At 37.6% G+C, this 22810-nt stretch carries 28 protein-coding genes; 19 read left to right on the top strand and 9 right to left on the bottom strand.

Annotated elements, in window-relative coordinates; genetic code table 11:
- The first annotated feature begins 205 nt into the window (after positions 1-205).
- Positions 206-943, top strand: coding sequence for a polysaccharide deacetylase family protein (locus tag ACIQLB_RS10725; protein WP_400724972.1), 738 nt, complete (start codon positions 206-208; stop codon positions 941-943).
- A gap of 89 nt (positions 944-1032) precedes the next feature.
- On the opposite strand, the gene ACIQLB_RS10720 is transcribed toward ACIQLB_RS10725, so the two are convergent.
- A complete protein-coding gene (locus ACIQLB_RS10720) occupies positions 1033-1293 on the bottom strand; it encodes a hypothetical protein (protein WP_400724969.1) in 261 nt (86 codons plus the stop codon).
- A 107-nt stretch (positions 1294-1400) separates the two neighbouring features.
- On the opposite strand from ACIQLB_RS10720, the gene ACIQLB_RS10715 reads away from it, so the two are divergent.
- Complete coding sequence (locus ACIQLB_RS10715) at positions 1401-2192, top strand: DUF2268 domain-containing putative Zn-dependent protease (protein WP_400724966.1); 792 nt, start codon at positions 1401-1403, stop codon at positions 2190-2192.
- 36 nt (positions 2193-2228) lie between these two features.
- Here the strand turns inward: ACIQLB_RS10715 and ACIQLB_RS10710 are convergent, their stop codons facing one another.
- The 4 genes from ACIQLB_RS10710 to ACIQLB_RS10695 all read right to left on the bottom strand — a co-directional run bounded on the left by ACIQLB_RS10710 (position 2229) and on the right by ACIQLB_RS10695 (position 6217).
- A complete protein-coding gene (locus tag ACIQLB_RS10710) occupies positions 2229-2384 on the bottom strand; it encodes a hypothetical protein (protein ID WP_400724963.1) in 156 nt (51 codons plus the stop codon).
- 184 nt (positions 2385-2568) lie between these two features.
- The gene (locus ACIQLB_RS10705; protein ID WP_400724960.1) at positions 2569-3891 is read right to left on the bottom strand and encodes a CitMHS family transporter; all 1323 of its coding nucleotides are present in this window, start codon (positions 3889-3891) and stop codon (positions 2569-2571) included.
- Positions 3892-3996: 105 nt separating this feature from the next.
- Entirely contained in the window at positions 3997-4710 is a 714-nt protein-coding gene (locus ACIQLB_RS10700; RefSeq protein WP_400724957.1) for a response regulator, read from the bottom strand.
- Complete coding sequence (locus tag ACIQLB_RS10695) at positions 4679-6217, bottom strand: ATP-binding protein (protein ID WP_400724954.1); 1539 nt, start codon at positions 6215-6217, stop codon at positions 4679-4681. The genes ACIQLB_RS10700 and ACIQLB_RS10695 overlap by 32 nt, the downstream gene beginning before the upstream one ends.
- 474 nt (positions 6218-6691) lie before the next feature.
- On the opposite strand from ACIQLB_RS10695, the gene ACIQLB_RS10690 reads away from it, so the two are divergent.
- The 3 genes from ACIQLB_RS10690 (at position 6692) to ACIQLB_RS10680 (ending at position 8163) form a co-directional block, all read left to right on the top strand.
- Positions 6692-7204, top strand: a complete 513-nt coding sequence (locus tag ACIQLB_RS10690; protein WP_400724952.1) for a DNA-deoxyinosine glycosylase — start codon at positions 6692-6694, stop codon at positions 7202-7204.
- 153 nt (positions 7205-7357) lie between these two features.
- The gene (locus tag ACIQLB_RS10685; RefSeq protein WP_400724949.1) at positions 7358-7798 is read left to right on the top strand and encodes a hypothetical protein; all 441 of its coding nucleotides are present in this window, start codon (positions 7358-7360) and stop codon (positions 7796-7798) included.
- 152 nt (positions 7799-7950) lie between these two features.
- Positions 7951-8163, top strand: a complete 213-nt coding sequence (locus ACIQLB_RS10680) for a hypothetical protein (RefSeq protein WP_400724946.1) — start codon at positions 7951-7953, stop codon at positions 8161-8163.
- Between the two features lie 112 nt (positions 8164-8275).
- On the opposite strand, the gene ACIQLB_RS10675 is transcribed toward ACIQLB_RS10680, so the two are convergent.
- On the bottom strand, positions 8276-8767 hold the full coding sequence (locus tag ACIQLB_RS10675) for an SRPBCC domain-containing protein (protein WP_400724943.1): 492 nt from the start codon (positions 8765-8767) through the stop codon (positions 8276-8278).
- Positions 8768-9041: 274 nt separating this feature from the next.
- On the opposite strand from ACIQLB_RS10675, the gene ACIQLB_RS10670 reads away from it, so the two are divergent.
- From ACIQLB_RS10670 to ACIQLB_RS10610, 13 genes are all read left to right on the top strand, one after another.
- Positions 9042-9563 (top strand): alpha/beta fold hydrolase, encoded by a 522-nt coding sequence (locus ACIQLB_RS10670; RefSeq protein ID WP_400724940.1) that lies wholly within the window; start codon positions 9042-9044, stop codon positions 9561-9563.
- A 330-nt stretch (positions 9564-9893) separates the two neighbouring features.
- Positions 9894-10460 carry a nucleotidyltransferase family protein gene (locus ACIQLB_RS10665; RefSeq protein ID WP_400724937.1) on the top strand — a complete coding sequence of 189 codons (567 nt, stop codon included), beginning with the start codon at positions 9894-9896 and terminating at the stop codon, positions 10458-10460.
- A 24-nt stretch (positions 10461-10484) separates the two neighbouring features.
- Positions 10485-10949 (top strand): DinB family protein, encoded by a 465-nt coding sequence (locus ACIQLB_RS10660; RefSeq protein WP_400724934.1) that lies wholly within the window; start codon positions 10485-10487, stop codon positions 10947-10949.
- 10 nt (positions 10950-10959) lie between these two features.
- Positions 10960-11790: an AraC family transcriptional regulator gene (locus ACIQLB_RS10655; protein WP_400724931.1), complete on the top strand. Its 831-nt coding sequence runs from the start codon at positions 10960-10962 to the stop codon at positions 11788-11790.
- A 355-nt stretch (positions 11791-12145) separates the two neighbouring features.
- Positions 12146-13129 carry an ABC transporter substrate-binding protein gene (locus tag ACIQLB_RS10650; RefSeq protein WP_400724928.1) on the top strand — a complete coding sequence of 328 codons (984 nt, stop codon included), beginning with the start codon at positions 12146-12148 and terminating at the stop codon, positions 13127-13129.
- A gap of 92 nt (positions 13130-13221) precedes the next feature.
- On the top strand, positions 13222-14229 hold the full coding sequence (locus tag ACIQLB_RS10645) for a FecCD family ABC transporter permease (RefSeq protein WP_400724924.1): 1008 nt from the start codon (positions 13222-13224) through the stop codon (positions 14227-14229).
- Complete coding sequence (locus ACIQLB_RS10640) at positions 14222-15253, top strand: FecCD family ABC transporter permease (protein ID WP_400724922.1); 1032 nt, start codon at positions 14222-14224, stop codon at positions 15251-15253. The genes ACIQLB_RS10645 and ACIQLB_RS10640 overlap by 8 nt, the downstream gene beginning before the upstream one ends.
- Positions 15254-15282: 29 nt before the next feature.
- On the top strand, positions 15283-16065 hold the full coding sequence (locus ACIQLB_RS10635) for an ABC transporter ATP-binding protein (protein ID WP_400725332.1): 783 nt from the start codon (positions 15283-15285) through the stop codon (positions 16063-16065).
- On the top strand, positions 16062-16844 hold the full coding sequence (locus tag ACIQLB_RS10630; RefSeq protein WP_400724920.1) for an alpha/beta hydrolase: 783 nt from the start codon (positions 16062-16064) through the stop codon (positions 16842-16844). The genes ACIQLB_RS10635 and ACIQLB_RS10630 overlap by 4 nt, the downstream gene beginning before the upstream one ends.
- An 89-nt stretch (positions 16845-16933) precedes the next feature.
- Entirely contained in the window at positions 16934-17407 is a 474-nt protein-coding gene (locus ACIQLB_RS10625) for a GNAT family N-acetyltransferase (RefSeq protein WP_400724916.1), read from the top strand.
- A gap of 12 nt (positions 17408-17419) precedes the next feature.
- Complete coding sequence (locus tag ACIQLB_RS10620; RefSeq protein ID WP_400724913.1) at positions 17420-18064, top strand: hypothetical protein; 645 nt, start codon at positions 17420-17422, stop codon at positions 18062-18064.
- A gap of 92 nt (positions 18065-18156) precedes the next feature.
- Positions 18157-18639 (top strand): hypothetical protein, encoded by a 483-nt coding sequence (locus ACIQLB_RS10615; protein ID WP_400724910.1) that lies wholly within the window; start codon positions 18157-18159, stop codon positions 18637-18639.
- A 148-nt stretch (positions 18640-18787) separates the two neighbouring features.
- Entirely contained in the window at positions 18788-19300 is a 513-nt protein-coding gene (locus ACIQLB_RS10610; protein ID WP_400724907.1) for a YfiT family bacillithiol transferase, read from the top strand.
- Positions 19301-19565: 265 nt separating this feature from the next.
- Here ACIQLB_RS10610 and rpmG read toward each other — a convergent pair whose 3' ends face one another.
- Entirely contained in the window at positions 19566-19715 is a 150-nt protein-coding gene (gene rpmG, locus ACIQLB_RS10605) for a 50S ribosomal protein L33 (protein WP_400724904.1), read from the bottom strand.
- Positions 19716-19883: 168 nt separating this feature from the next.
- Between rpmG and ACIQLB_RS10600 the strand changes: the two genes are divergently transcribed.
- Positions 19884-21077, top strand: coding sequence for a GTP-binding protein (locus tag ACIQLB_RS10600; RefSeq protein WP_400724901.1), 1194 nt, complete (start codon positions 19884-19886; stop codon positions 21075-21077).
- A 23-nt stretch (positions 21078-21100) separates the two neighbouring features.
- Here the strand turns inward: ACIQLB_RS10600 and ACIQLB_RS10595 are convergent, their stop codons facing one another.
- Together ACIQLB_RS10595 and ACIQLB_RS10590 are read right to left on the bottom strand one after the other, a co-directional pair.
- Positions 21101-21643, bottom strand: coding sequence for an isoprenylcysteine carboxyl methyltransferase family protein (locus ACIQLB_RS10595; RefSeq protein ID WP_400724898.1), 543 nt, complete (start codon positions 21641-21643; stop codon positions 21101-21103).
- Position 21644: 1 nt separating this feature from the next.
- Positions 21645-22727 (bottom strand): type III polyketide synthase, encoded by a 1083-nt coding sequence (locus ACIQLB_RS10590; RefSeq protein ID WP_400724895.1) that lies wholly within the window; start codon positions 22725-22727, stop codon positions 21645-21647.
- Positions 22728-22810 lie beyond the last annotated feature (83 nt).

The following is a 22810-nucleotide window of genomic DNA, read 5'->3' as shown; positions in this document are numbered from 1 at the left end:
AGTGGTGAGATGAATGCGAATTTAAGTTACTTTTCAGCGGGTGTTTGGACACCCGCTGAAAGAAGTTAAATTTTTATGTATGAATAGATTTTTTTGAAAAAGTTAAGAGGAGAAAACAGCCAAACCTTCATAAGTATAATTCATTGTAATTCGTAAATAGTAAGTTGACGGAGTTATGTGAATTTGAACTTGGGAGGTGATGCTTATGACACGTAAATATGTTTTGGTTTTATCCCTTTGTTTTTTAATCATATCGGTATTTTTTACAGAGCTGACAACCTATGCGGATAAAGGTCGACCTTATTATGAGGAGACAGGGGAAGTCGTGTGGGACATTAATACAAAAGACAAAATAATTGCGCTAACCTTTGACGATGGACCTCATCCTAAATATACGGCGGCTATTTTAGATCTATTGGAAAAATATGATGCAAAGGCCACGTTTTTTATTATTGGTAAAAATGCAGAAAAATATCCAGACCTTGTTTTACGATCTTATTCTGAAGGGCATGAGCTGGCCAATCATACGTATTCACATCCGTTTAAAGCTTCCGTAGCTGAATTACATGCACAACTGCGTAAGACAAAGGAAATAATTTATGGTATTACTGGATTCGCACCAATTTTGTTTCGTCCTGTAGGTGGTTACTATAATGATCAAATGATCAATGCCGCTGTTAAGGATGGATACAAAGTAGTTATGTGGTCTTGGCATCAGGATACTCAAGATTGGAAACAGCCGGGTGTCAACAAGATTGTCCAAAAAGTGATGAAGGGGTCGAAGCCTGGAGATGTTATTTTGTTCCATGATGGAGGCGGCGATCGCACGCAAACCATTAAGGCACTGGAAGAAATCTTACCAGAACTTAAAAAACAAGGTTATACATTTGTCACAATATCCGAGTTGATTAAAAGCAAACAGCAACAAGAGCAAGTGCAATAAGGAAAATAAGCCATCTCATCAGATTGAAATGGCTTATTTTTTCTCCATGTCATCACGCGCAGCGGATAGTATAATTAGTTATTTCAACATTACCAAAATAATAGTGGTGCTAGTGCAATTCCACCAATAGCGCCAAGTGCGATTCCTAAGCCAAAACCTGCTCCTCCAAAACCTCCATAACCCCAATAACCTAATCCATAACCGCCAAATCGTCTATCAGGTTGAATCCATACCTGTCTTCTATCCACCCTAGTTATTTCTCCGTAATGTACTCTGCCACCTCGTTCTTCAATTCTTACACGTTTACCATGATATTGACAACAAAGATTATAAGTATTAGCTGGATTCACAAACTATCCCTCCTTTCGACTTCCTTATAAGCTAATATATGCGGTTGCAATCATTATCACTAGCCGATTGTCTACTTCAGACATAAGCTATAGTAAGGAGGGAATGTATGTCAGTAATACCAACAGATGAGTGGCTCAAAGAATTAATAGCTAGTCAAAGGCTTAATCACAGTAAAAATCTTGAAGACTTACAACGCTCTATTCTTAGCAGTCGTTTAGTAGAGATTTTTATTGGTGGATCTCCAGATGAAATACAATTTGAACTACAGCAACAGGGGCTTTTCAAATCACATGAGAAAATAGACATTAACAAGTTAAAAAAACAAAACGTTTGGGAAGTAGTACAGAAAGAATTTATCTATTTAAAGGAGAGGTGGAGCGGTCCCAATATACCAATCTATATCTTCCCAATCACACAGGAGCAAACGATTACTAAGAAAAACGGTGTTGCCTATCCAAATGCTCTGTTTTTATATATAGGAGAGCTTGAAAAGCAGGAGCTTAAAGCGTTATTTGCCCATGAGTATAATCATGTTTGTCGTCTGCAATACTTAAATAAATCTCTAGACGAAGTGACTTTGTTAGATTCTTTAATTTTAGAAGGTTTAGCAGAATGTGCAGTGGAGGAGATCTACGGGGATAAATGGTTAGCACTATGGTTGAGGTACTATTCAATAGAAAAAATGCATGAAATTTGGAAGGAGCATTTTTTGCCTCAAATCAATATTCAAGGATTAAACAATCATGTTGAATTTTTATATGGTGGAAAGCTTCCTCAATGGATAGGATATTGCATTGGTTATGAAATAGTAAGGACCTATATAAAGAATCATTCATCCCATAATCTCCATATAAAAAGTTCAAAGGAAATACTTGCTGGCTCTGATTTTTCGTTATAATCAATACCTAAAGTAAAAGTCACCGAAAGTTGGGGATTACATTTTGTTTACATGTATGTCATGAGGATAAGTTGATTGGAGTGGAGACTGGGCGACTCCTTGGGGATCAGCAATAGAGGAACGAAGGCTAAAACCACCACATCCTGTGATAACGCCTTCGTGACCAACATCCTGTTGCCCCAAGCGGCTCATCGGACGCCCCCAGGAAGCTTTGCTCTGTGCGAAAGCGAAGCGACAGCAACTGTTTTATCTGTGCGAAAGCGTAGCGACAGCAACAACAAAGCGCCCAGCCGGAACGGAAATCAACCCCACGCTATGAGGATAGAAAAGTACCAGTTGCCGATCAATACTCGACAACTGGTACCTAGTTAATTTATTATATGGCAATAATCCCTAATGCTACAGCAATGAATAGCAAAGTAATGCTTAGTCCCCACATCCAGAAGAAAGAGTATTTTAAGTGTTTTCCCATTTCTAAGCCTGATAAACCTAAAGCTAACCAAACAGCAGGGGCAAGTGGCGATACAAATGTACCTACAATATTACCAATAATCATTGCATAGGCAGTTGAAAGGGAATCAATATCGAAAGATAAGCCAATCTGTTCAACTACAGGGAATAAAGCGAAGTAATATGCATCCGTACTTAGTAATAAATCAAATGGTACCCCTAATACCCCAATAATGATATGTAAATAAGATGATAGGGCTGATGGTAGAATGTTTACAGCGTTGTTGGCAATCGCAGTTAACATCCCGGTACCATTAAGTATGCCTAAGAATAGTCCAGCGGCAATGATGATAGACGCCATCGTTAAGGCATTTGGTGCATGTGCTCGTACACGCTCCATTTGTTCTTTTGGAGAACGGTAGTTGATTGGCAGGGCAATGGCCACCCCAATTAAAAAGGCTAATCCTGCTGGTAAAATACCTGCAACTAAAACTCCGATAACAAGAATAGTAACAATTGCATTAATCCACAATAGTTTCGGTCGTTGTAAGCTTGTGTCTACTTCTGATGAAACAACCCCTTGTGTAATAGTATGATCATCATTTGTGAAGTCAAGGGTACCGTATTGCTTCAGAATGCGCCTCTTTTCTCTAAAACCAAGGAACACCGCTAAAGCTAACATTAAAACGACACCAATAATTTGAATAGTGATTAACGGATACCAAAGTTCAGTTACATCCGTCTTTAAAACTGAAGCGACACGACCTAATGGACCACCCCAAGGAATCATATTAATGACTGCTGCAGATCCTCCAACTAATAACAGCAATAGATATGGATTCATCCGTAAACGTAAATATAAAGGCAATAATGCTGGGATTGTAATTAAAAATGTTGAAGCGCCAGAACCATCTAGTTGCGCCACTACAGCAATTATCACTGTTATTACTGCAACAACAATAATGTTTCCTTTTGAAAGCGCAATCATTTTATTAATCAATGGCTCGAATAATCCTACATCCTGCATAATACCAAAGAAAATAATAGCAAAGATAAACATAACAGCTACGTTCATCACGGAGCTTAATCCAGAACTAAAGAATTCACCTAATTCATCGAAGTTAAAGCCAGCTATAAATGCTGCTACGATAGGTGGTATAACCATTGCTACAAGTGGTGATACACGACCACTAATTAGTAAAGCAACAATAATAATAATGGTTAAAAATCCGATTATACTTAGACTCAAAAATATTTCCTCCCTTTGTGATTAATCATTCAGATTATTTAAAAAATATCACAGTGCTAAAGAGAGGAAAATAATATAGTCATATGTTAAATAAAGAACATACTATTAGTTTTGTTCATAAGTTCCATGGAATACGTATTTTCGTTCAGGTCTTCCTACGGTGCCGTAAATTAGTTTTGTCTGTAAAAACTGCTCGCCAACTAAGTATTCTAAATAGCGGCGAGCTGTTGAACGACTAGATCCGATGAGTTCGCTTAATTGTGAGGCTGTAAGCTCCTGGGTTTTGAGATCTTCAAAAATGCTTTTAACAATTTGTAATGTGTGCAAATCAATACCTTTAACAAACGTTTCTTCATCTACTATCTTATTGTTTGATTCACTATAAAATAATGAATCAAGGTCATTTTGAGTGACATTTTTGCTATTTTGAAATAAACGAAGTTCCTGCAAATATTTCTGAAATGCTCGTTGAAGTCGTTGCTCTTCAAAGGGTTTTATTAAGTAATCTAAAATTCCTGAATCTACGATATCCTTTATTAATCTTATTTCAGTTGCTGCTGAGATGACGACAACTTTTATAGACGGATAGAGGTGACGTATATGGCTTACTAATGAGCTACCTTCAACATCCGGAATATACAAATCTGTTAATATAATTTCTGGTAAGCTAGAAGCCATCTCCAGCTTTTCAATCGTTTCTTTTCCTGTGCGTAAATTTTCAGTGACGATAAAACCTTCTATATCATGAACATAATCGGCATGAATTTTTGCTACTCTAAAGTCATCTTCAATAATCCATACACTTTTTAATGTTGTCATTTTCAATGTCTCCTTTAGGAACTATTATTAAAAAACATGCTCCTGATAAATCACCTGAATCCAATAAAATTTCCCCATTTATCTCCTGAAGGGCTTTCTTGCTTATAGCAAGTCCATGTCCGCGATCTAACCCTTCCTTAGTAGATACGCCCTTTGTAAAAATTTTATCGTAAATATTGTGATCAATACCTGGTCCATTGTCTTGAATCTCAAATAAGTAATGGTTTTTATAATTGTTGATCGATAGTTGAATCACTTTATCTGAGGATTCCCAGCCTTTTAAAGTTTCTATAGCATTTTGAAGTACATTACCAAGAGCTGTTAGGATAGCATTTTCTTGCTGTTTAGATAATTCAATAGATGGAGAAATTTCGTTTAGCTCGAGTTTGATGCCGAGTTCAGCGGCTTCTGCAATTTTCCCCTGAATTAAGGCAAGTAGAAGAGGGGTTGTTACATTACTATTTAAAAAAGCTTGATTTTTAAGTTGTATGTTTCGTTCTTCTTTAATAAATTCAATTGCTTCGTTGTAATGTTTATGAACAAGTAAACCTAAAATGATATGAAGCTTATTCGCAAACTCATGAGTATAGGCCCGTTGAACATTTGCATACTGCTTCATCTGTTTTAATTCATCAATGATTTTTTGAATATCTACTTTCTTTCTAAAGGTGTACAATGAACCGATTTTCCTTTTCTTTTCAACTAAAGGCGTTTTATTTAAAATGATAATATGCTCATCAAGTGGTAGCTCTAAATTATGAATGCTTTTCTCTGCAACAATTTTAGGCGTAAAAATATGCTCAATTTTTGTACCCATCCAATCTGATAGAGATTTATTATGAGCTGAATCTAGCATTTCATAAGCACTTTTATTAATGGTCGTAATTTGATTAAAGTGATTGACAGCTATTATACCCTCTGCTGTTGTTTCTAAAATGACCTTATTTTGTTGATATAATTTAGCAATTTGAATAGGTTCCATATTAAACAATAATTTTTTTATATAAATGGAAATAGCTATTGCACCTAATATTCCTATTAACAGAATTATAAAGGTGTAGTTGATCCATTTGTGAATGTAGCTTTCGATGATTGTGTCGATATTTTCTGTTAAAAAACCGACAGATACAACACCAATAATTTTATTGTCTAATATGATGGGGGCTTTACCTCGAATAGATTCACCTAATGACCCCATAGTTTTAGAAATATACGCTTGTCTATCTAGCAATGCGGCATCATTGTCTCCACCAACCATTTTTTCTCCAATTTTATCTTTTAAAGGATGTGAATAACGAATTCCTTCAGAGTTTCCAATGACAATAAATGCTGCGTCAGTTTCTTTTCTTAAATGCTCGACGATTGGTTGGATGATTTCGCTTGGATTTTCTTTATCAAATGCCGTAATGATTTCTTCCATAGATGCGAGGGTTTTTGCAATATTTAATGCTTCCACTCCCATCTGTTTTTCTGTCGTATCCCGAATATGTTCTTGCAATAGATACATAAACATTCCACATATTAAAAGGATCAAGATGCTTATTAAAAAAATCATTCTAGCTGTAAGAGATTGGAACCAACTTCTCATATTTCACCTCTATGTAGTTTAAAATACTCGTAATCAACATTTTTCTTCCTATATAGATCAACTAATAAAGTGACGCATGCTAACAAAAACATCTTAAAAAGAGTGCATTTGAATTAGTCTATCATAAATATCCAACAAATAGAGAAAGGCCCTCAAGCTAGATTTATTTCAATATAGTGGGGAAGCTATCACTGAAAGATATGAATAACATTTGTTAAAACGTATGCTTTGTATATAAGTTGATTGGAGAGGAGGGTGAACGCCCCCAGGAAAGCGCCCAGCCGGACCGAAAATTAACCCCACTGTATAGTGATGAGCCTTGATTTTTGATACATGCCCTTCAATAACATTGACACAAAATTTTCGCTACAATATAAGGAAGGAGTGATTGTAATGTCGAAAGAACTTAAAAATGTATTACCACCAGTTATTGATTTATCAACGAAGGTGCTAATTGTTGGCTCAATGCCAGGAAAGCAATCATTAGAGAAGCAACAATATTATGGTAACCCACGCAATCACTTTTGGCCGATTATTGGGGAAGTATTAGAGGTAGATGTACCTCGGGATTATGAGCAAAGATTAAAATTGCTAAAGGATCATCATATTGGTCTTTCGGATACAATAGAATCGTGCGAGCGTAAAGGAAGCTTAGATGCGGCCATTCGTAATGAAAAACCGAATGATTTTAAAACGCTTTTTGAACACTATCCTACTATTGAGTTAGTGCTTTTTAATGGCGCTAAGGCATTCGAAGTTTTTAAAAAGCATATTGGCCTTGAGGTTTTAGATGGTCGAGCATATCAAAAAATGCCTTCGACTAGCCCAATACCAGGTAAAAATATTAAATCTTTTGAAGAAAAGCTTGAGGATTGGCGAGTGATGCATTCTTATTTGCCTAGATAATTACATTACAAAGAATCCACCACTTCTAAGCGAAGCGAAAGTGGGAGTAGTTCAAAAAAGCAATCAACACCTGAATACAAAGCTAATGGGCAAGTGCTCAACGGTTATTAGCCCTTTTACATATATTGAATTATGTAAAGGGAGGGGTTTATCATGTACAATCCATATGAAGAAATTATGCCACTGCCAGAACCCGGTTTCGAACCATCATTTGGACTGCCTGGTTTTGGTCCACCACCATCGTTTGGCCCGCCTGGTTTTGGTCCACCACCGTCGTCTGTCCCACCAGGTTTTGGCCCACCACCATTTGGCCCACCAAGTTTCGGTCCACCACCAGCAGGGCAAATGCCTCTTGGTCCACCACCTAGCTTTGTGCCATCACTTCCATCTTTTGGAGTAGGTACAAGTGGTATTCAATCATGCTTATTTAGGAATACGTATATATGGATGTTTAATGGATCAGGCTTTTGGTTCTTCCTAACTGCTGTAGGAAGAGAGTTTGTTGCAGGGTTCCGATGGAGTAGCAGAAGTGGTTGGCGCTTCCAAACCATCGCAAGAAGAAATATTCGCTCGTATGAATGTTCGAGATGGTAATTAAGAGTATTAAGAAGCCGTGTTAAATGGTTCATTTAGTTGTAAACTATTATGTCTATGAAATAAAGGTGTCATTATAAATAAAATATAGCTATTCAGCAAAACGAGGGGTTGATTTCCGTTCCGACTGTGCGCTTTCGTGGGGGCGTTCGATGAGCCGCTTGGGCCAACACGATGTTGGTCACGAAGGTGTTATCACAGGATGTGATGCTCTTAGCCTACGTTCCTCTATTGCTGATCCCCAAGGAGTCGTCCAGCCTTCACTCCAATCAACTATTTTACTTAGCGTGTATCTTCTAGCATGTTATTCAGAAAGTAAGGCGACACAACAACAGGTTTTCTCTGTACGAAAGCGAGTAGCTTGAAACGTAAATTTCCCTCATTTAAATAAAACGCTGCATTGACCATTTATTTTTCAACACTATGAAAACGCCTAGAGCATGTATCTCTGCTCTAGGCGTTTTATTCGTGATATGCTTAAATCTTCTCTATGTCATCCACAAGCTGCTTATACTCCACAAACCATTTTCTCCAGTCTTCCATTGGAAATTCTTCATGTACAGTTCCACTTAATAAATCCGAAAGCAAGTCTAAGCATATATGCCAGCCGGCTAAATCTTTAGGTGTATGCTCCGTTAGCTCACCAATCGACTCAAGCAATATTAATATGGAGCCGCTACTAGTAGGGGAGAGTTCAAATCTTACTGTATCTTTGCCCCAATCAAATTTGAGTACTTCCTTCTCGGCATAGTCTACAATCGCTATTTCCTTATAAGCATTTGTTCCATCATGCATATTAAAATGGATCTTGCCGTTCTTTCGAAGATCAATGATTTCTAAATTATTCATCCATTTTTGAAGCTTTTCATTCTCCGTTAATACTGCCCAAACAGCATCAACTGAATGTGACAGAGGACGGTTGAATTTCACGACATAGCTATTTTGTTGTTTTTGAATAGTAGCGAGCATGGGGATCCTCCTTGTTACTTTTCCTCATCATAAACTGCTCCAAATGGTTTTGTCACGTCATCTTCTATTTCATTCTTCTAAATGTCCTTTCTTAAAATAATTTCGAATTATTATATTTCTCCTTCTCTATCAAATAATTCTTTTTAGGGGGATACCTTGCCGTGCTCCCCCCTATGAAACTTATTTTCATCTGCTTAGCCCCTTTGAAATCGAATTATAAATAGTTATTATTGTAAGTAATGGAAGTGATTATTTACCAAAGGGGATGGTAGCGATGAAACAAAACATATATCAATGGGGCGACTCACAAAAACCAACTTTCATCTTTTTACATGGGCTAGGGAGTACGGGCCTAGCATTCGGAGAACTAGCAAAACATTTACCCGACTATCAAATCGTATCCTTTGATTTACCTGGACACGGCTATGCAAAAGCATTGGAAGAAGAAAAGGCTTATTTACCTTCCAATTTGATTGTAGGGATAGAAGAAACAATAAATCAGCAGTTAGGGTATACATCTCATTATTTAATTGGTCATTCTTTTGGAGCTGATTTGGCATTGCATTATGCTGCTAAATACCCTAAACAACTAAAGGCGATTATCTTGTTAGATGGCGGTTATTTGTCACTGCAAGATTTAGGGATGACATTAGAAAACGAATTACAAGATATAGAGAAATTTTGTAATGAAGTAAGATTCCCATCTTGGGACGTATTTTTTGAATCGGAAAAAGAAGAGCTTTCACGATGGTCAGAAGAGCTTAAAGAAGCATCAAGGGCTCAAGTTAAGGAATAAGATGGAGAAATTAGACTAACGATTTCTACTTTTACAGGGCAATCTATCATAAAAGGTATTTATGCAGAACCTGTCACAGATATAGTTGCACAGGTGCATTGCCCGATTCTCTTGATCCGCGCAACAAAGCCAAGCGAATTAGAATCTACTAGAAAGAAGAGTATTCAATTTTTGCAAACAAGAATGAAGAGCTTGGATATTGAACCAATCGCTGATGCAGGTCATGATATTTTTCGTGAAGCACCTAAGGATGTTGCTAACAAAATAAGAACATGGCTTGTGAATCATTAGGAAACAGCGCAAGCATTGGTATGACAAATTCAGAGGTGAATGAAACTGATAAAAACAGAAGAAGAGCTAAAAAGCTTAATTGCAGCAGATGAATGGATGATGAACATTTTAAAAACTGTAGAAAAGCTACAATTACCTGATTCATGGGTATGTGCTGGATTTATTCGCTCGAAGGTGTGGGATTTTCTACATAAAAAAGAATACAGAACATCATTAGCTGATATTGATGTGATATATTTTGATAAAGTAAATCCCTCAGAAAAATATGAGAAGCAGTATGAACAAGAATTGACGAAGTATTTACCAAATGAGCCTTGGTCTGTGAAAAATCAAGCGAGAATGCATGTAGTAAATAATAGTGAACCTTATCAATCATCTATTGATGGTATGGCTCATTTTCCAGAAATACCGACAGCTATTGGTGTGAGGCTTACTAATGAAATACTTGAGATAGCTGCACCTCATGGTATCAAGCACTTAGTTTCTGGGATTGTCGCTCCTACACCATATTATCAAAAAGGCTCTCCGATGCATGAAGTTTATAAGAGCAGAATCCATAACAAACAGTGGGAATCAATTTGGCCGAAACTACAGATTTTCTACTAAGATGAAGCGAAGGAGCTAATGAATTTGTATCACGATAAACATCAAGTAATCTCGCATTATGAAAAATCTATCGTATTTGTGGAAAGTTTAGCAAACATAAACGAAGAACAATGGCGTACGCCTATAGGGCCTGGAAAATGGACGGTTGCAGAGGTAATTGGACATCTTACACCGTGGGATGAATTCGTGTTAAAACAACGTCTTCCGTTTCTTTTTACAAAGGAAGGCTTGCCAAAAGGGCCAAATGTAGAAGAGATGAATGTTCGTGCAGCAAGGGATAGCCGTGCACAAAGTAAAGAAGAAACGATAGCCAATTTTATCAATCAGAGACATCAGCTAATGGACGCACTTTATCAAATAGTGGATAAGCAATGGCAACAGCCTTTTACAATAGGTGCCACTGAATTAACACTTCACAGTTACTTTGCTAGTTTAGTAGATCATGATCTACATCATTTCTCACAAATCCAGAAAGGTTTAAGAATATAGGGGCTATAAAATGGATATCAAGTATTTAATCGATTACTATGCACATGCGTCTGTAAAATTTACGGATGTTTTTACAAATAAAATGGAGCCAGGTCAAATAGACATTGGTCGAACAACAGCCCCCGGGAAATGTGGTTTGGTTGTGCCGCTTGCTGGTAGTGCTATATTTAGCTTTAATGGTATTCCTTATGCAATGGAGCCGGGTATGGTCGTACATGCAGGACCACAAATGCCAATCGAAATTAAAGCTACTAGTGATAAGGAATGGGAGTATGCAGTTGTTCATTATCATATCCCTCCCGAAGAAATACCTCAATATTCATTATCAAATCAGCACTTTTTAATCAATACAGGCTATCATACAAAAATTATTGACTATGTACAGCAGCTAATAGAAACCCAAGCAATGCCAGGTAATATGTCAATATTCAAAGCAAAGGCCCTATTTATGAATCTGTTGGAAGCCATTCTTATATCGGCAAAAGTGAAGGTGCTCGATACGGCAAGTGAGCAGATGGAGCAAGCCTTACAGTATATACATGAGAATTATGCTAAACAACTTTCTGTTTCGAAAATTGCTGAAGAATTTGGCGTGGAGCGTCGTCGGTTTGCTTATCTGTTTGAACAGCATACGGGGATGAATCCTAGCGTCTACTTAACGGAATATCGCATACGACGATCGAAGGAGTTACTAAAATATGACGATTCTCCAGTAGCAGAAATAGCAGAATGTGTAGGTTATGTAGACTGCTTCTACTTCAGTCGAGTATTTAAAAAATGTACTGGAATGTCCCCGACAGCTTATCGGAAATTAATGATAGAGGAAGCTAAATACGTATAAAAAGTTGTTTCTTGAAAAAAGGAACAGCTTTTTTAAAAAAATCAATTATGCCTCGGCATAATTGCGTCCGGAATCGGCTTTGTGCTTGCACAAAGAACTCCTTACCGATTCCGTGACATCCGCCGGAGGCTTTTAACTTCTTTCAGCAGGTGTTTGAACACCTGCTGAAAGAAGTTAAAAATCGGCAAAAGTCCATGTGATTCATGAAATTGTCCATTCACAATAAGTTTTCTCTTTGTTAGGATAGGAATCGTAAATGATAATGAATATCAATTAAATCGATAAATTCTATTGACTTATAAATGAAAATGATTATCATTATCAATATAATCAGGTTCGTTAGGAGAGAAAATCTATGAATAAATATTTTAAAATGTGTGCACCTGCTCTATTAGCCCTATCCTTGGCTGCATGTGGAACAGATAAAGCAGAGGAGTCTGCTACATCTACAAATAATGCAGCAGAAACTAGTGCAACAGAAACGCAAACAAATCAAGCGAAAACACAAACGATTACATACTTAGGCGAAAAATATGAAATTTCCGCAGATGTCAAAAACATAGTAGCGGCAAGCTTAGAGTCTATGGAAGATGCAGCAATGCTCGGTATCAAGCCTGTTGGCGTGCTTGATATCGGTGGGAAAATCCCATCATATCTTGCTTCTGAATTAGAAGGGGCTGAGCTTGTTGGAAATAAAATGACACCGAATACTGAAGCCATTCTTAAACTTGATCCAGATGTTATTTTAGGTTCCTCAAAATACCCTGAGGAAATGGCTGAAAAGCTCAATAAAATTCAAACGATGATTCCATATTCACATGTCTCTACAAATTGGAAAGAGAACTTAACATTACTTGCACAGCTTTCAGGTAAAGAAGACGAGGCTAAAAAAATTATTGCTGATTATGAGACGAAGGTTGCAGATTCTCAAGTGAAATCTAAAGAGCAATTAGTGGACAAGCAAGTTCTAGTAATTCGAGTACGTGGTGGCATTATGTATATCTATCCTGCAGGAGTTTACTTAAACCCTGTTCTATATGAAGATTTAGGGGCTCCAATACCAGAGGTTTTAAAAACTGCAAAGGCACAGGCTGAACTATCGCTTGAAACATTAGCAGAGGTTAATCCCGATGCTATTTTCCTTCAATTCGAGGAATCAGAAAATGCTGATGCACCAAAAGCATTAGAAGAGCTACAAAAGAATCCAATCTTTGCAAGCTTAAAGGCATCACAAAACAATCAAGTTTTTGTGAATGCAATTGAACCTTTAGCACAAGGTGGTACGGCATGGTCTAAGGTAAAATTCTTAGACATCGCAGCTGAAAAATTACTTAAATAAGTTTGGATAGGCTGGTAGTAGATTTGGTGGCATCACCAGGTTATTACCAGCCTTTTATATGCATGGAGTTCAAATAGAAAAAGGTGTGGAAGTTGAAAAAAACAAACATTGTGGCATTTTCAATAGTAGCAGTTTCTCCGTTTCTAATTGCGATTGTGGCATTAGTATCCGTAATGTACGGCACAAAAGACATTAGCGCAATAACGGTGTGGCAGGCGATTACTGCATTTGACTCTTCAAATGTGGATCACCAAATTATACGAACTGGGCGTATTCCTAGAATTGCCGCAGTTTTACTGGTTGGAGCATTTTTAGCAGTAGCGGGGGCAGTGATGCAAGGTATCACACGAAATTATTTAGCCTCCCCATCATTAATGGGCGTTAATGATGGATCTGCATTTATGATTACGATAGCAATAGTATTTTTCCCAGGGCTTCCAAATTACCAAATGATCCTACTTTCAATGCTCGGTTCAGCATTAGGAGCAGGGATTGTCTTTGGTTTTGGCTCTTTAATTCGAAATGGTTTATCACCAGTAAGGCTGGCCATTATTGGAACGGTCATTGGTACGTTTTTAAGCAGTATTGCTACAGCCATTGCGATGTATTTCCAAGTATCACAAACGGTAAGTGTTTGGTATAACACAAAGGTACATATGGTGGATATGGATATGCTCATGCTAGCTATTCCATTTGGATTAATTGGTTTAGTTCTTGCACTATTATCAGCTAAGGCTATTACGATCACTTCACTAGGTGAGGATATCGCTATTGGGCTAGGGCAAAAAACAAAAGCAGTGAAAATTATTAGTATGCTTGCTGTTGTTTGCTTAACAGGTACAGCAGTTGCACTTGTAGGAAAGATAGCCTTTGTAGGATTAGTCATTCCTCATATTACACGTTTCCTTGTTGGAGTCGATTACCGCTTTATCATTCCTTGTGCAGCTGTAATAGGTGCGTTTTTCTTAGCGCTCTGTGATGTACTCAGTCGCTTTGTTAATTATCCATTTGAAACTCCAATCGGCGTATTAACGGCCTTGGTTGGTGTTCCATTCTTCCTATATTTAGTTCGTAAACACGGAGGTGAACAACGTGCGTAAAAAAACCTCAAGTGTATTCGTTATGACTGTTTCCATACTCTTGTTATTTATTGTAGGTGCCGGCTATCTCCATATTACAAATGGTGTCTTTGATATGTCGGTGATGGATGTTTTAAAAACATTGCTACGCATTGAGCCAAACCCCAAATTTGATCTTGTCATTTTTGAATTCCGTTTACCACGTATTGTCATTGCGGGATTAGTCGGTATTGGTTTAGGAATGGCGGGGGTTGTGCTACAAGGTATTACACGTAATGGCCTCGCAGACCCTGGGATTTTAGGGATTAATGCTGGAGCTGGTGCAGCAGTGGTTATATTTATGTTTTTCTTTCAATTACGTCTCACGTCTGCAGATATGAGTAGCTGGTTCTCCATTTTAATGATGCCGATTTTTGGATTTGTCGGTGGTGCGATGGCCGCTGTGTTAATTTTCTCGTTTGCCCTGAAAAACGGTCATTTAGATATGCAACGACTAATTTTAACAGGGATTGCGATTAATAGTGGCTTTGGGGCATTGTCATTGTTTTTATCATTGAAGATGAATGCTCAGGATTTTGAAGGTGCAGCAGTTTGGATGGCTGGCTCTATTTATAATGCAAACTGGATTTTTGTTGTGACTATGTTGCCGTGGCTTATATTATTAGGCTTTTATGTATATCGGAAATCATATTTGCTCGATTATTTTCAATTAGAAGAGGATAGTATTACTAGCTTAGGGATAGCGGTAGAAAAAGAGAAAATGAAGCTGTTGTTGGCAAGTGTCGGCTTAGTCAGTGCTTGTGTATCGGTATCAGGTAGTATCGGTTTTATTGGATTAATGGCACCACATATTGCTAAACAGCTTGTTGGTATACAACATCGTTACGTCATGCCAGCAAGTGCGTTGATAGGCGCGGGATTGCTTATATTAGCTGATTTTATAGGGAAAACAGTATTTGCGCCATCTGAGCTGGCAGTTGGTATTGTTGTCTCGATTATTGGGATTCCGTACTTCTTATATTTACTAGTAAAATCGAAGGCATAGGAGGAAAAAGTGTGCAAACTGCATTTAGAATGGAAAATTTATCTTCTGGCTATGAGCAGGTTCGTGTGTTTGAAGGCTTGAATTTAACAATAGAAGAAGGAAAGGTTACGACCATTATAGGTCCCAATGGATGTGGAAAATCTACACTATTAAAAACAATTGGTCGTATATTAAAGAAGCAGCAGGGCACGGTCTATTTACAGGATCAAAACATGCAAAATCTATCGACGAAGGAAATTGCGAAAAAGCTAGCAATCTTGTCCCAGACGCCTGTTGCTCCAGGTCAGTTAAAGGTTGAGGAGCTTATTGCTTATGGTCGTTATCCACATCGTAATAATGTTAATCGCTTAACAAAAAAGGATGAGGAAATGGTTGAATGGGCTTTAAATGTAACAAATACGATGGAGTATCGAAATCGAGAGCTTGCTCAGCTTTCAGGAGGTCAACGGCAGCGTGTATGGCTTGCAATGGCCTTAGCGCAAGAAACAAATATTTTGCTATTAGACGAACCGACAACCTATTTAGATATGGCACATCAGTTAGAGGTACTAGAAATTGTGAAAAACTTAAACGAGCGGCATCGTTGTACGATCGTTATGGTATTGCACGACATTAATCACGCGGCACGATATTCCGATCATTTAATCGCAATGCGACAGGGGACTGTAATGAAAACTGGAACACCTGAGGAAATTTTGTGTGCAGATGTAATGCGGAACGTCTTCAATATTAATGCTCGCATTATGGAAGATCCAGTTACGAAAACACCAGTATGCTATGGCTATGATGTTATGAAGGAGGCCGACAAATGATTGATGAGAAAATCGCGAAGACACTTGATTATGTGACGCAGCAAATTATATCGAAGTTTACGGATTATACGTATATGGTAAATATCTATGTACCGAATGGAGAAGTACCGGAAGGAGGTTTTCCAGTCTTATACGTATTAGACGGATCGTCATATTTCCATCTTGTAAAGGAAGCGGTCCGCCTACAAAGCCGTAATGCGCCTAAAACAGGAACCTTACCAGCCGTTGTTGTTGGTATTGGGCATGGTGCTGACATGCACGAGCGGCGATTTTATGATTTTACAGGACAAGCCGAAACGTATACTTATCCTGTAAGATTTAAAGGTAAGGGCCATGAGAAACATGGAGGAGCAGAGAACTTTAGTAGATTTTTAGAGGAGGAATTAAAGCCAAGTATTCAGGCTCAATTCCCTGTAAATATGCAACATGAAGCACTGTTCGGGCATTCATTAGCAGGTTATTTTGTTCTTTGGCAATTATTTCATCATCAATCAAGCTTCCAACGATATATAGCGATTAGCCCTTCTATTTGGTGGAATGAGCATGAACTAGTAGGTTATGCGTCAACATTTATAAAAGAGCGTCCATTTGCTTATGAAAGACTATTCATCGGTGTGGGAGAACTGGAAACCTTTATGGTTGATGATGCGCAACAAATTGCGAGTGAATTACAGAAAATCATGGATATCTCCTTCTATGAAGCGTTGGAGGAAAATCATGCTTCAATCGTTCCAACTGTTATGAGTAGAGCAATACGTTTTGTGAACAAAAATAAATAGTAGTTTCCGCATTATCTTATGGTAATGCGGTTTATTTTTGTTTAAAAATACAATATAATGAATTTTAAAACAAAAAGGAGTGTTGACAGATGAACATTATTTTAGCGCAAGTAGAGGATGCTTCAGTAATTCATAACGTTATGCTACAGTCCTTTAAAGAGTATGAACATGCAACACCACCATCAAGTGCACTAAGTGAAACGATTGAATCGATTGAACAGGCGATGAAGAAAGGAGAGCATGCCTTCATTGGATATATCGATGAACAACCTGTTGCGATGGTAAGATTTACATTTAGCGCTCAAGGAATTTATTTTTTTAGATTATCTGTTATTCCGGAAAAGCAAGGACAAGGATTGGCTAAAGCATTAATTGAAGAGCTTGAACAATATGCATGGGCGAAAGGAAAAACAATTAGCGAATGTAAAGTACGTATGAGTGTACAAAGAAATATTGAGTTGTATCGCTCATTAGGTTATGTTGTCACAAAAGAGGACAAGGCAGAAAATCGTAACGGCTTCTCTCTTTCTGTAGCGACAATGGAAAAACAGCTTATGAATTAGGGGGGACAGCTCTTGAGGAAAAAGCTTGGCTGTTTACATGCACATCATTCAAATATTGAGTATATAGAACAGGCATTTCAAAACATCGAGAACGTAGAACTAGTCCATTTTGTGGATCCAGGTCTTATACAGCAAGTTTCAAAAGGGACTGACGGGTTAGTTTTTAAGGTGAAAGAGCAACTTGAATGGATGGAAAGTTGTAATATGGATGCTATTTTAATAACGTGTACGAATTATATTGCATTGTTAGAGGAAGAACACTTGGAACTTTCTATTCCAATTATTAAAATAGATGAGCCCTTCTTTGAAACATTATGTGGAGAAAAACGGCCTCAAACGATTCTTTTTACAAATTCGGAGACTGTGGAAGGAACGATGAAAAGATTTCAGCAATACGCTCAGCAGCATGAAAAAACTTTAGATGTAGTAGCAAAAGTTATCGACAATACGTTTGAACTGATTATGCAGGGGAAAAAGGAAGCTTATAATAACGCTATTAGACAAACTCTTCATCATCTAGCAGAGGAGCAACTGTATATTTCAGTTGCACAACTTTCAATGGTTGAGGCTGCACGGCAATTCGAAAAAGAGTCAACGTTAACGATTACTCATCCGCTAAAGTCGTTAGCTAAATTTGTGATGGGAGCTATAGAATAATAGTTTGTGTGTAGTTTTCGGAATACTCTGTAACAATTTGCACGAAAAATTCGTTTCATAGAAAATAGCCATAACTTATAGGGAGTGTAGTAATGGGGAGATGGGTACTTATGGTAACAGTGTTGTTATTGTTGGTAGGCTGTTCAATGAATGAGAAAGCGGTTGCTCTGCCAAATGATTTACCTGATTTTGTGCAAGAAAATGATTTTACATCAATTGATTGGAACAAAAAGGCAGTAGAATTTGGAGAGAGAGGGATTATTGGTAATGAGGATAAATCAGGTGTTATCGGGTCCAATATGCCAAGTTTAAACACTCAAAAATGGATGTGGCATCTTTGGGGAATTGAAGAAGGTCGTGATACCAAGTTAACAATTGTCGGGTATCATAAAGATTCTAAAACGGTGTATCCCATCTTAGTAGATGGTTGGACTATAGGACTTGGTGGACCTGTTAATGGTGCAGATGCTCATACACCTTCAAGTGTGAAAATCCCAAAACCTGGTGAATGGGCAGTTTTACTGTATACGAATGGGAGCTATTTTGATACGTTAATTTACGATATTAATGAATAGAGAATGAATAGGTTCACACAATGACCCTCGTTTTGTAAGAATAATTCTGCAAAACGAGGGTTTTACTTGAAAAAACTAATGCAAATAGCGTGAAAAATATAAAATTGGTAATATGAAAAGTAAGAAAATAGAAATGGAGGAGAGCTACATGACCGATTTACGATATCCAATTGGACAATTTCAATTTCCGGAAGTAGTTACAGCGCAGCAAGTAAAGGAATGGATTGAGGATATTCGTCTATTACCGAAACAACTAGCAGAGGCACTAAATGGAGCAAGTAAACAAGCATTAACAAAATCCTACCGAGAAAATGGCTGGACGGTTACGGAGCTTGTCCACCATATTGCAGATAGTCATATGAATAGCTATATCCGTTTTAAGCTAGCTTTGACGGAGGATATTCCAACGATTAAGCCTTACAATGAGGAAGATTGGGCAAGGCTTCCCGATTCAGAAATGCCTGCCTCAACATCTTATAAAATGATTGAGAGCTTACATGAACGCTGGGTTTATTTGCTAACAAGCTTAACAGCAGAGCAATTACAACGAGCATTTAATCATCCGGATACAGGATTAATAACACTTGAAAAAGCTGTAGCCTTATATGCTTGGCACGGAAAGCATCATCTTGCTCATATTCAAATTGCTTTGGCGAAATAAATGCTCAAGTAAATAAGGAATTGGATCAATCAATGGATTTTGAAAAGTAGTTGAATCATAAATTACACTTGCTTGATGATTGGGTCCACAAATCGAACGAGCTAACTATAGAAATAAATACTAAATAAAACTGTATAAAGTAAGTTGTTGAAGGCTGTTTCAAAAGCAAGAAAAGGACTTTTGAAACAGCCATTTTTATGTTATTAGAGGATTCTACATAATTGTAGAGCAATCAGATCATGCCTTGTTCAGACTAGGTATAATATTATTTCGTTTCTCGGTGCAATGTAACTCTTTTCAAGCGCGAGGAATATTTCTTAAGCTCCAGCCTTTCTGGATTAGTTCGTTTATTTTTTGTAGTGATATAGTTTTTATCACCTGTTTCTGTACAGGCTAATGTCACTTGTACACGCATAAAATAACCTCCTTTTAAATCGTAATAATTACGCTTTATACATTATTATTTTTAATGGAATATGTCAATATCGTATTTCTGAAAAGTTTTAGCGTTGCATTTTGTAGGATTCTATGTTTTAATTACAAACTATAAATAGTAATGATTACGATTTAAGGAGTTGTAAAGATGACAAAGAAAATCCCTGTTACAGTATTAAGTGGTTATTTAGGTTCTGGTAAAACAACAATGATGAATCACATTTTACAAAATGAAAAAGATATGCGTGTAGCCGTTATCGTCAATGATATGAGTGAAATTAATATTGATGCAGAGTTAATTGCAAATGGAAGCGGAATTTCACGAACAGAGGAAAAATTTGTAGAGTTATCGAATGGTTGCATTTGCTGCACGTTACGTGAGGATTTATTGCAGGAGGTGGAGCGTCTCGCGAGGCTTGGTACTATTGATTATATTTTAATTGAGTCGACAGGGATTAGCGAGCCAATACCTGTTGCCCAGACGTTTAGCTATTTAGACGAGGAGCTTGGTATTGATTTAACAAAGTTTTGCCAGCTTGATACGATGGTGACTGTTGTAGATGCGAATCGCTTTTGGCATGATTTTCAGTCAGGGGAAAGTCTTTTAGAGCGTAAGGAGGCGGTCGGTGAATTGGATGAACGGGATGTTGCTGATTTACTCATTGAGCAAATCGAGTTTTGTGATGTTCTGGTATTAAACAAATGTGATTTAGTATCAGGTGAAGAGCTCGAAAAATTAGAGAGTATATTGCGTGCTTTACAACCCGAAGCAAAGCTAATTCGTTCAATTAACGGCATTATAGAGCCATCAGAGATTTTAAATACTGGACGCTTTGATTTTGAACGAGTATCGGAATCTGCTGGTTGGTTAAAGGAATTAGAGCTTGGTCATGAAAATCATACACCTGAAACGGAGGAGTACGGCATTTCTTCGTTCACCTATATCCGTAGAAGACCCTTTCATCCAATACGTTTTGTAGAATGGTGTGACCAGATGCCAGAAACGATTGTCCGAGCAAAGGGGATTATTTGGAGTGCAAAGCATCAAGATGTTGCATTATTGCTATCACAGGCAGGCTCATCGGCAAAAATAGAGCCCGTTTCTTATTGGGTAGCTGCTTTACCAAAGGAACAGCAGCAGGATGTTTTCTTGCAAAGCCCCGAGGTACTAGAGGATTGGGATGAGGAATTCGGAGATCGCATGACACAGCTCGTTATAATTGGTGTTGAATTAGATAAAGAGTCGGTTATAAAAGAATTGGACACATGCTTATTAACGGAAGACGAGTTTAATAATTCATGGGGGAGTTTACAAGATCCGTTCAATTGGGAATGGCATTAAAGATAAAACAAAGAAGATTTCGGCTAGGATTCCGAAATCTTCTTTTGAAATATATGATTATAATTTGTAGCATCTCGCAATGCTTTTTCCTCAATTGGAATGCGCACGGACAGCATTGTCACATTTAAAAGTGTAAAGCAGAATGCTGTGAAATAGGCTTGAAACATTAAAGGTAGAAGAATAATTTCTAAGCAAACCACAGCGTAATTTGGGTGACGCATAAATGTGTAAGGGCCTTTCCGCACAACTTTTGCTTCGGGTAATATGAGTATTTTTGTGTTCCAAAAAGACCCTAATGAACGAATACACCAAATGCGTAATGCTTGAACGGCAATAAATAATATGAACAATAACGGAAATAAAGGCGATAAACTTTTATGATTAGTAACTACCTCAATAATTAAAAATAGGAAAAAACCTGCGTGCAAAGAAACCATATATGGATAATGAGAGGAACCAACTTCATATGCCCCTTGTGAAAGCATCCATTTTTCATTGCGTTTTGCAATGAAAACTTCTGTCAATCTTTGTAGAATGACGAGGATCAAAATAATATAAATCATCATGCTACTCCCTCCATTTAAGTAATACAGCTTCAGCACAGAAGCCAGGGCCGAGAGCGACGAGCAAACCAGTATCCTCTACTTGTCCTTCGTTTAACATAAATTGCTCCAATACATATAGCACCGTAGGAGATGACATATTTCCATGATATTTTAATATTTCCCGAGAAATGTCGGTTTTTTGGGGAGCTAGATAAAGAGTATCTTCATAAGCTTTTAACACTTTTTTACCGCCAGGATGTGCAATGAAATGGTTAAGCTGTTCACTATATAGTTCATGTTCCAATAAAAATTGTTCAATGAATGGGCCGAGCCAATTGGTGATGATGGCAGGAATACTTTTCTGAAAAACGACATGTAGACCATTATTTTTAATATTCCAGCCCATAACATTTTCTGAATCTGGCATCCATTTAGAGCCAGCCCCGATAATAGCAGGTATTGATTTTTTTACTGCGATATTCACTTCATCTCCACAGACAAGTATGCATGCGGCTCCATCTGCAAAAAGAGAGGCACCGATTAAATTACTTTTTGAAAAATCATTTGGCTGAAAGGTTAGACTACAAAGCTCGACACAAACGACAAGAACTTTTGCTTCTGGATGGGCACGACAAAAATCATAGGCTCTACTAACACCTGCCGCACCACCAGCGCAACCAAGTCCCCAAAGTGGAATACGCTTAAGTCTGTCTGAAAAAGGAAGTTGATTCATAACCCGTGCATCAATACTTGGTGTGGAGAAGCCTGTAGTACTTACGAAAATGATGGCATCAATGTCTTTAGGAGAAACCGGTGATTGTAAAAATGCTTCATTTTGTAAACATGCTTGAATAACGTCAACGCTATATTGTGTAGCTAGCTCAATGTATAAATCGTTACGTTCCTCAAAGGAATGATCAGTACGATGCCATTCTGGTGGTACACAGAAATGACGTGTTGCAATACCACCATTCTCAAACACTTTTAAGTAACGTTCTAATTTAGGGATTTTCGCATGAAAAAGCTCCTTCGTTAGCTCCTCTGCGTTTGTCTGCTGTAATGTGTACGGTGGTTGGTATGTACTGATAGAAATGATTTTTGACAATTCAACATCTCCTTCGCAACTAGTGGTCTTGTTCATTGTATGCAGGGAGGTAGGGGGTACATGCTTGTTAGATTTTAATTGAC

Source organism: Lysinibacillus sp. NPDC092081, from assembly GCF_044755845.1.
Taxonomy (GTDB): Bacteria; Bacillota; Bacilli; order Bacillales_A; family Planococcaceae; genus Lysinibacillus.
Note: the sequence above shows the minus strand (reverse complement) of the source record. Positions and strands in the feature narration are given on the sequence as shown.

What these genes read in the sequence shown, in the direction of transcription:
- ACIQLB_RS10635 (WP_400725332.1), top strand. Translation starts at nt 15,283, where the DNA reads ATGGAAAATTTATCTTCTGGCTATGAGCAGGTTCGTGTGTTTGAAGGC.
- ACIQLB_RS10630 (WP_400724920.1), top strand. Translation starts at nt 16,062, where the DNA reads ATGATTGATGAGAAAATCGCGAAGACACTTGATTATGTGACGCAGCAA.
- ACIQLB_RS10725 (WP_400724972.1), top strand. Translation starts at nt 206, where the DNA reads ATGACACGTAAATATGTTTTGGTTTTATCCCTTTGTTTTTTAATCATA.
- ACIQLB_RS10715 (WP_400724966.1), top strand. Translation starts at nt 1,401, where the DNA reads ATGTCAGTAATACCAACAGATGAGTGGCTCAAAGAATTAATAGCTAGT.
- ACIQLB_RS10710 (WP_400724963.1), bottom strand. Translation starts at nt 2,384, where the DNA reads ATGAGCCGCTTGGGGCAACAGGATGTTGGTCACGAAGGCGTTATCACA.
- ACIQLB_RS10610 (WP_400724907.1), top strand. Translation starts at nt 18,788, where the DNA reads ATGACCGATTTACGATATCCAATTGGACAATTTCAATTTCCGGAAGTA.
- ACIQLB_RS10690 (WP_400724952.1), top strand. Translation starts at nt 6,692, where the DNA reads ATGTCGAAAGAACTTAAAAATGTATTACCACCAGTTATTGATTTATCA.
- ACIQLB_RS10700 (WP_400724957.1), bottom strand. Translation starts at nt 4,710, where the DNA reads ATGACAACATTAAAAAGTGTATGGATTATTGAAGATGACTTTAGAGTA.
- ACIQLB_RS10615 (WP_400724910.1), top strand. Translation starts at nt 18,157, where the DNA reads ATGGGGAGATGGGTACTTATGGTAACAGTGTTGTTATTGTTGGTAGGC.
- rpmG (WP_400724904.1), bottom strand. Translation starts at nt 19,715, where the DNA reads ATGCGTGTACAAGTGACATTAGCCTGTACAGAAACAGGTGATAAAAAC.
- ACIQLB_RS10675 (WP_400724943.1), bottom strand. Translation starts at nt 8,767, where the DNA reads ATGCTCGCTACTATTCAAAAACAACAAAATAGCTATGTCGTGAAATTC.
- ACIQLB_RS10685 (WP_400724949.1), top strand. Translation starts at nt 7,358, where the DNA reads ATGTACAATCCATATGAAGAAATTATGCCACTGCCAGAACCCGGTTTC.
- ACIQLB_RS10655 (WP_400724931.1), top strand. Translation starts at nt 10,960, where the DNA reads ATGGATATCAAGTATTTAATCGATTACTATGCACATGCGTCTGTAAAA.
- ACIQLB_RS10680 (WP_400724946.1), top strand. Translation starts at nt 7,951, where the DNA reads ATGAGCCGCTTGGGCCAACACGATGTTGGTCACGAAGGTGTTATCACA.
- ACIQLB_RS10695 (WP_400724954.1), bottom strand. Translation starts at nt 6,217, where the DNA reads ATGTATCTATTGCAAGAACATATTCGGGATACGACAGAAAAACAGATG.
- ACIQLB_RS10665 (WP_400724937.1), top strand. Translation starts at nt 9,894, where the DNA reads ATGAAACTGATAAAAACAGAAGAAGAGCTAAAAAGCTTAATTGCAGCA.
- ACIQLB_RS10670 (WP_400724940.1), top strand. Translation starts at nt 9,042, where the DNA reads ATGAAACAAAACATATATCAATGGGGCGACTCACAAAAACCAACTTTC.
- ACIQLB_RS10600 (WP_400724901.1), top strand. Translation starts at nt 19,884, where the DNA reads ATGACAAAGAAAATCCCTGTTACAGTATTAAGTGGTTATTTAGGTTCT.
- ACIQLB_RS10625 (WP_400724916.1), top strand. Translation starts at nt 16,934, where the DNA reads ATGAACATTATTTTAGCGCAAGTAGAGGATGCTTCAGTAATTCATAAC.
- ACIQLB_RS10595 (WP_400724898.1), bottom strand. Translation starts at nt 21,643, where the DNA reads ATGATGATTTATATTATTTTGATCCTCGTCATTCTACAAAGATTGACA.
- ACIQLB_RS10650 (WP_400724928.1), top strand. Translation starts at nt 12,146, where the DNA reads ATGAATAAATATTTTAAAATGTGTGCACCTGCTCTATTAGCCCTATCC.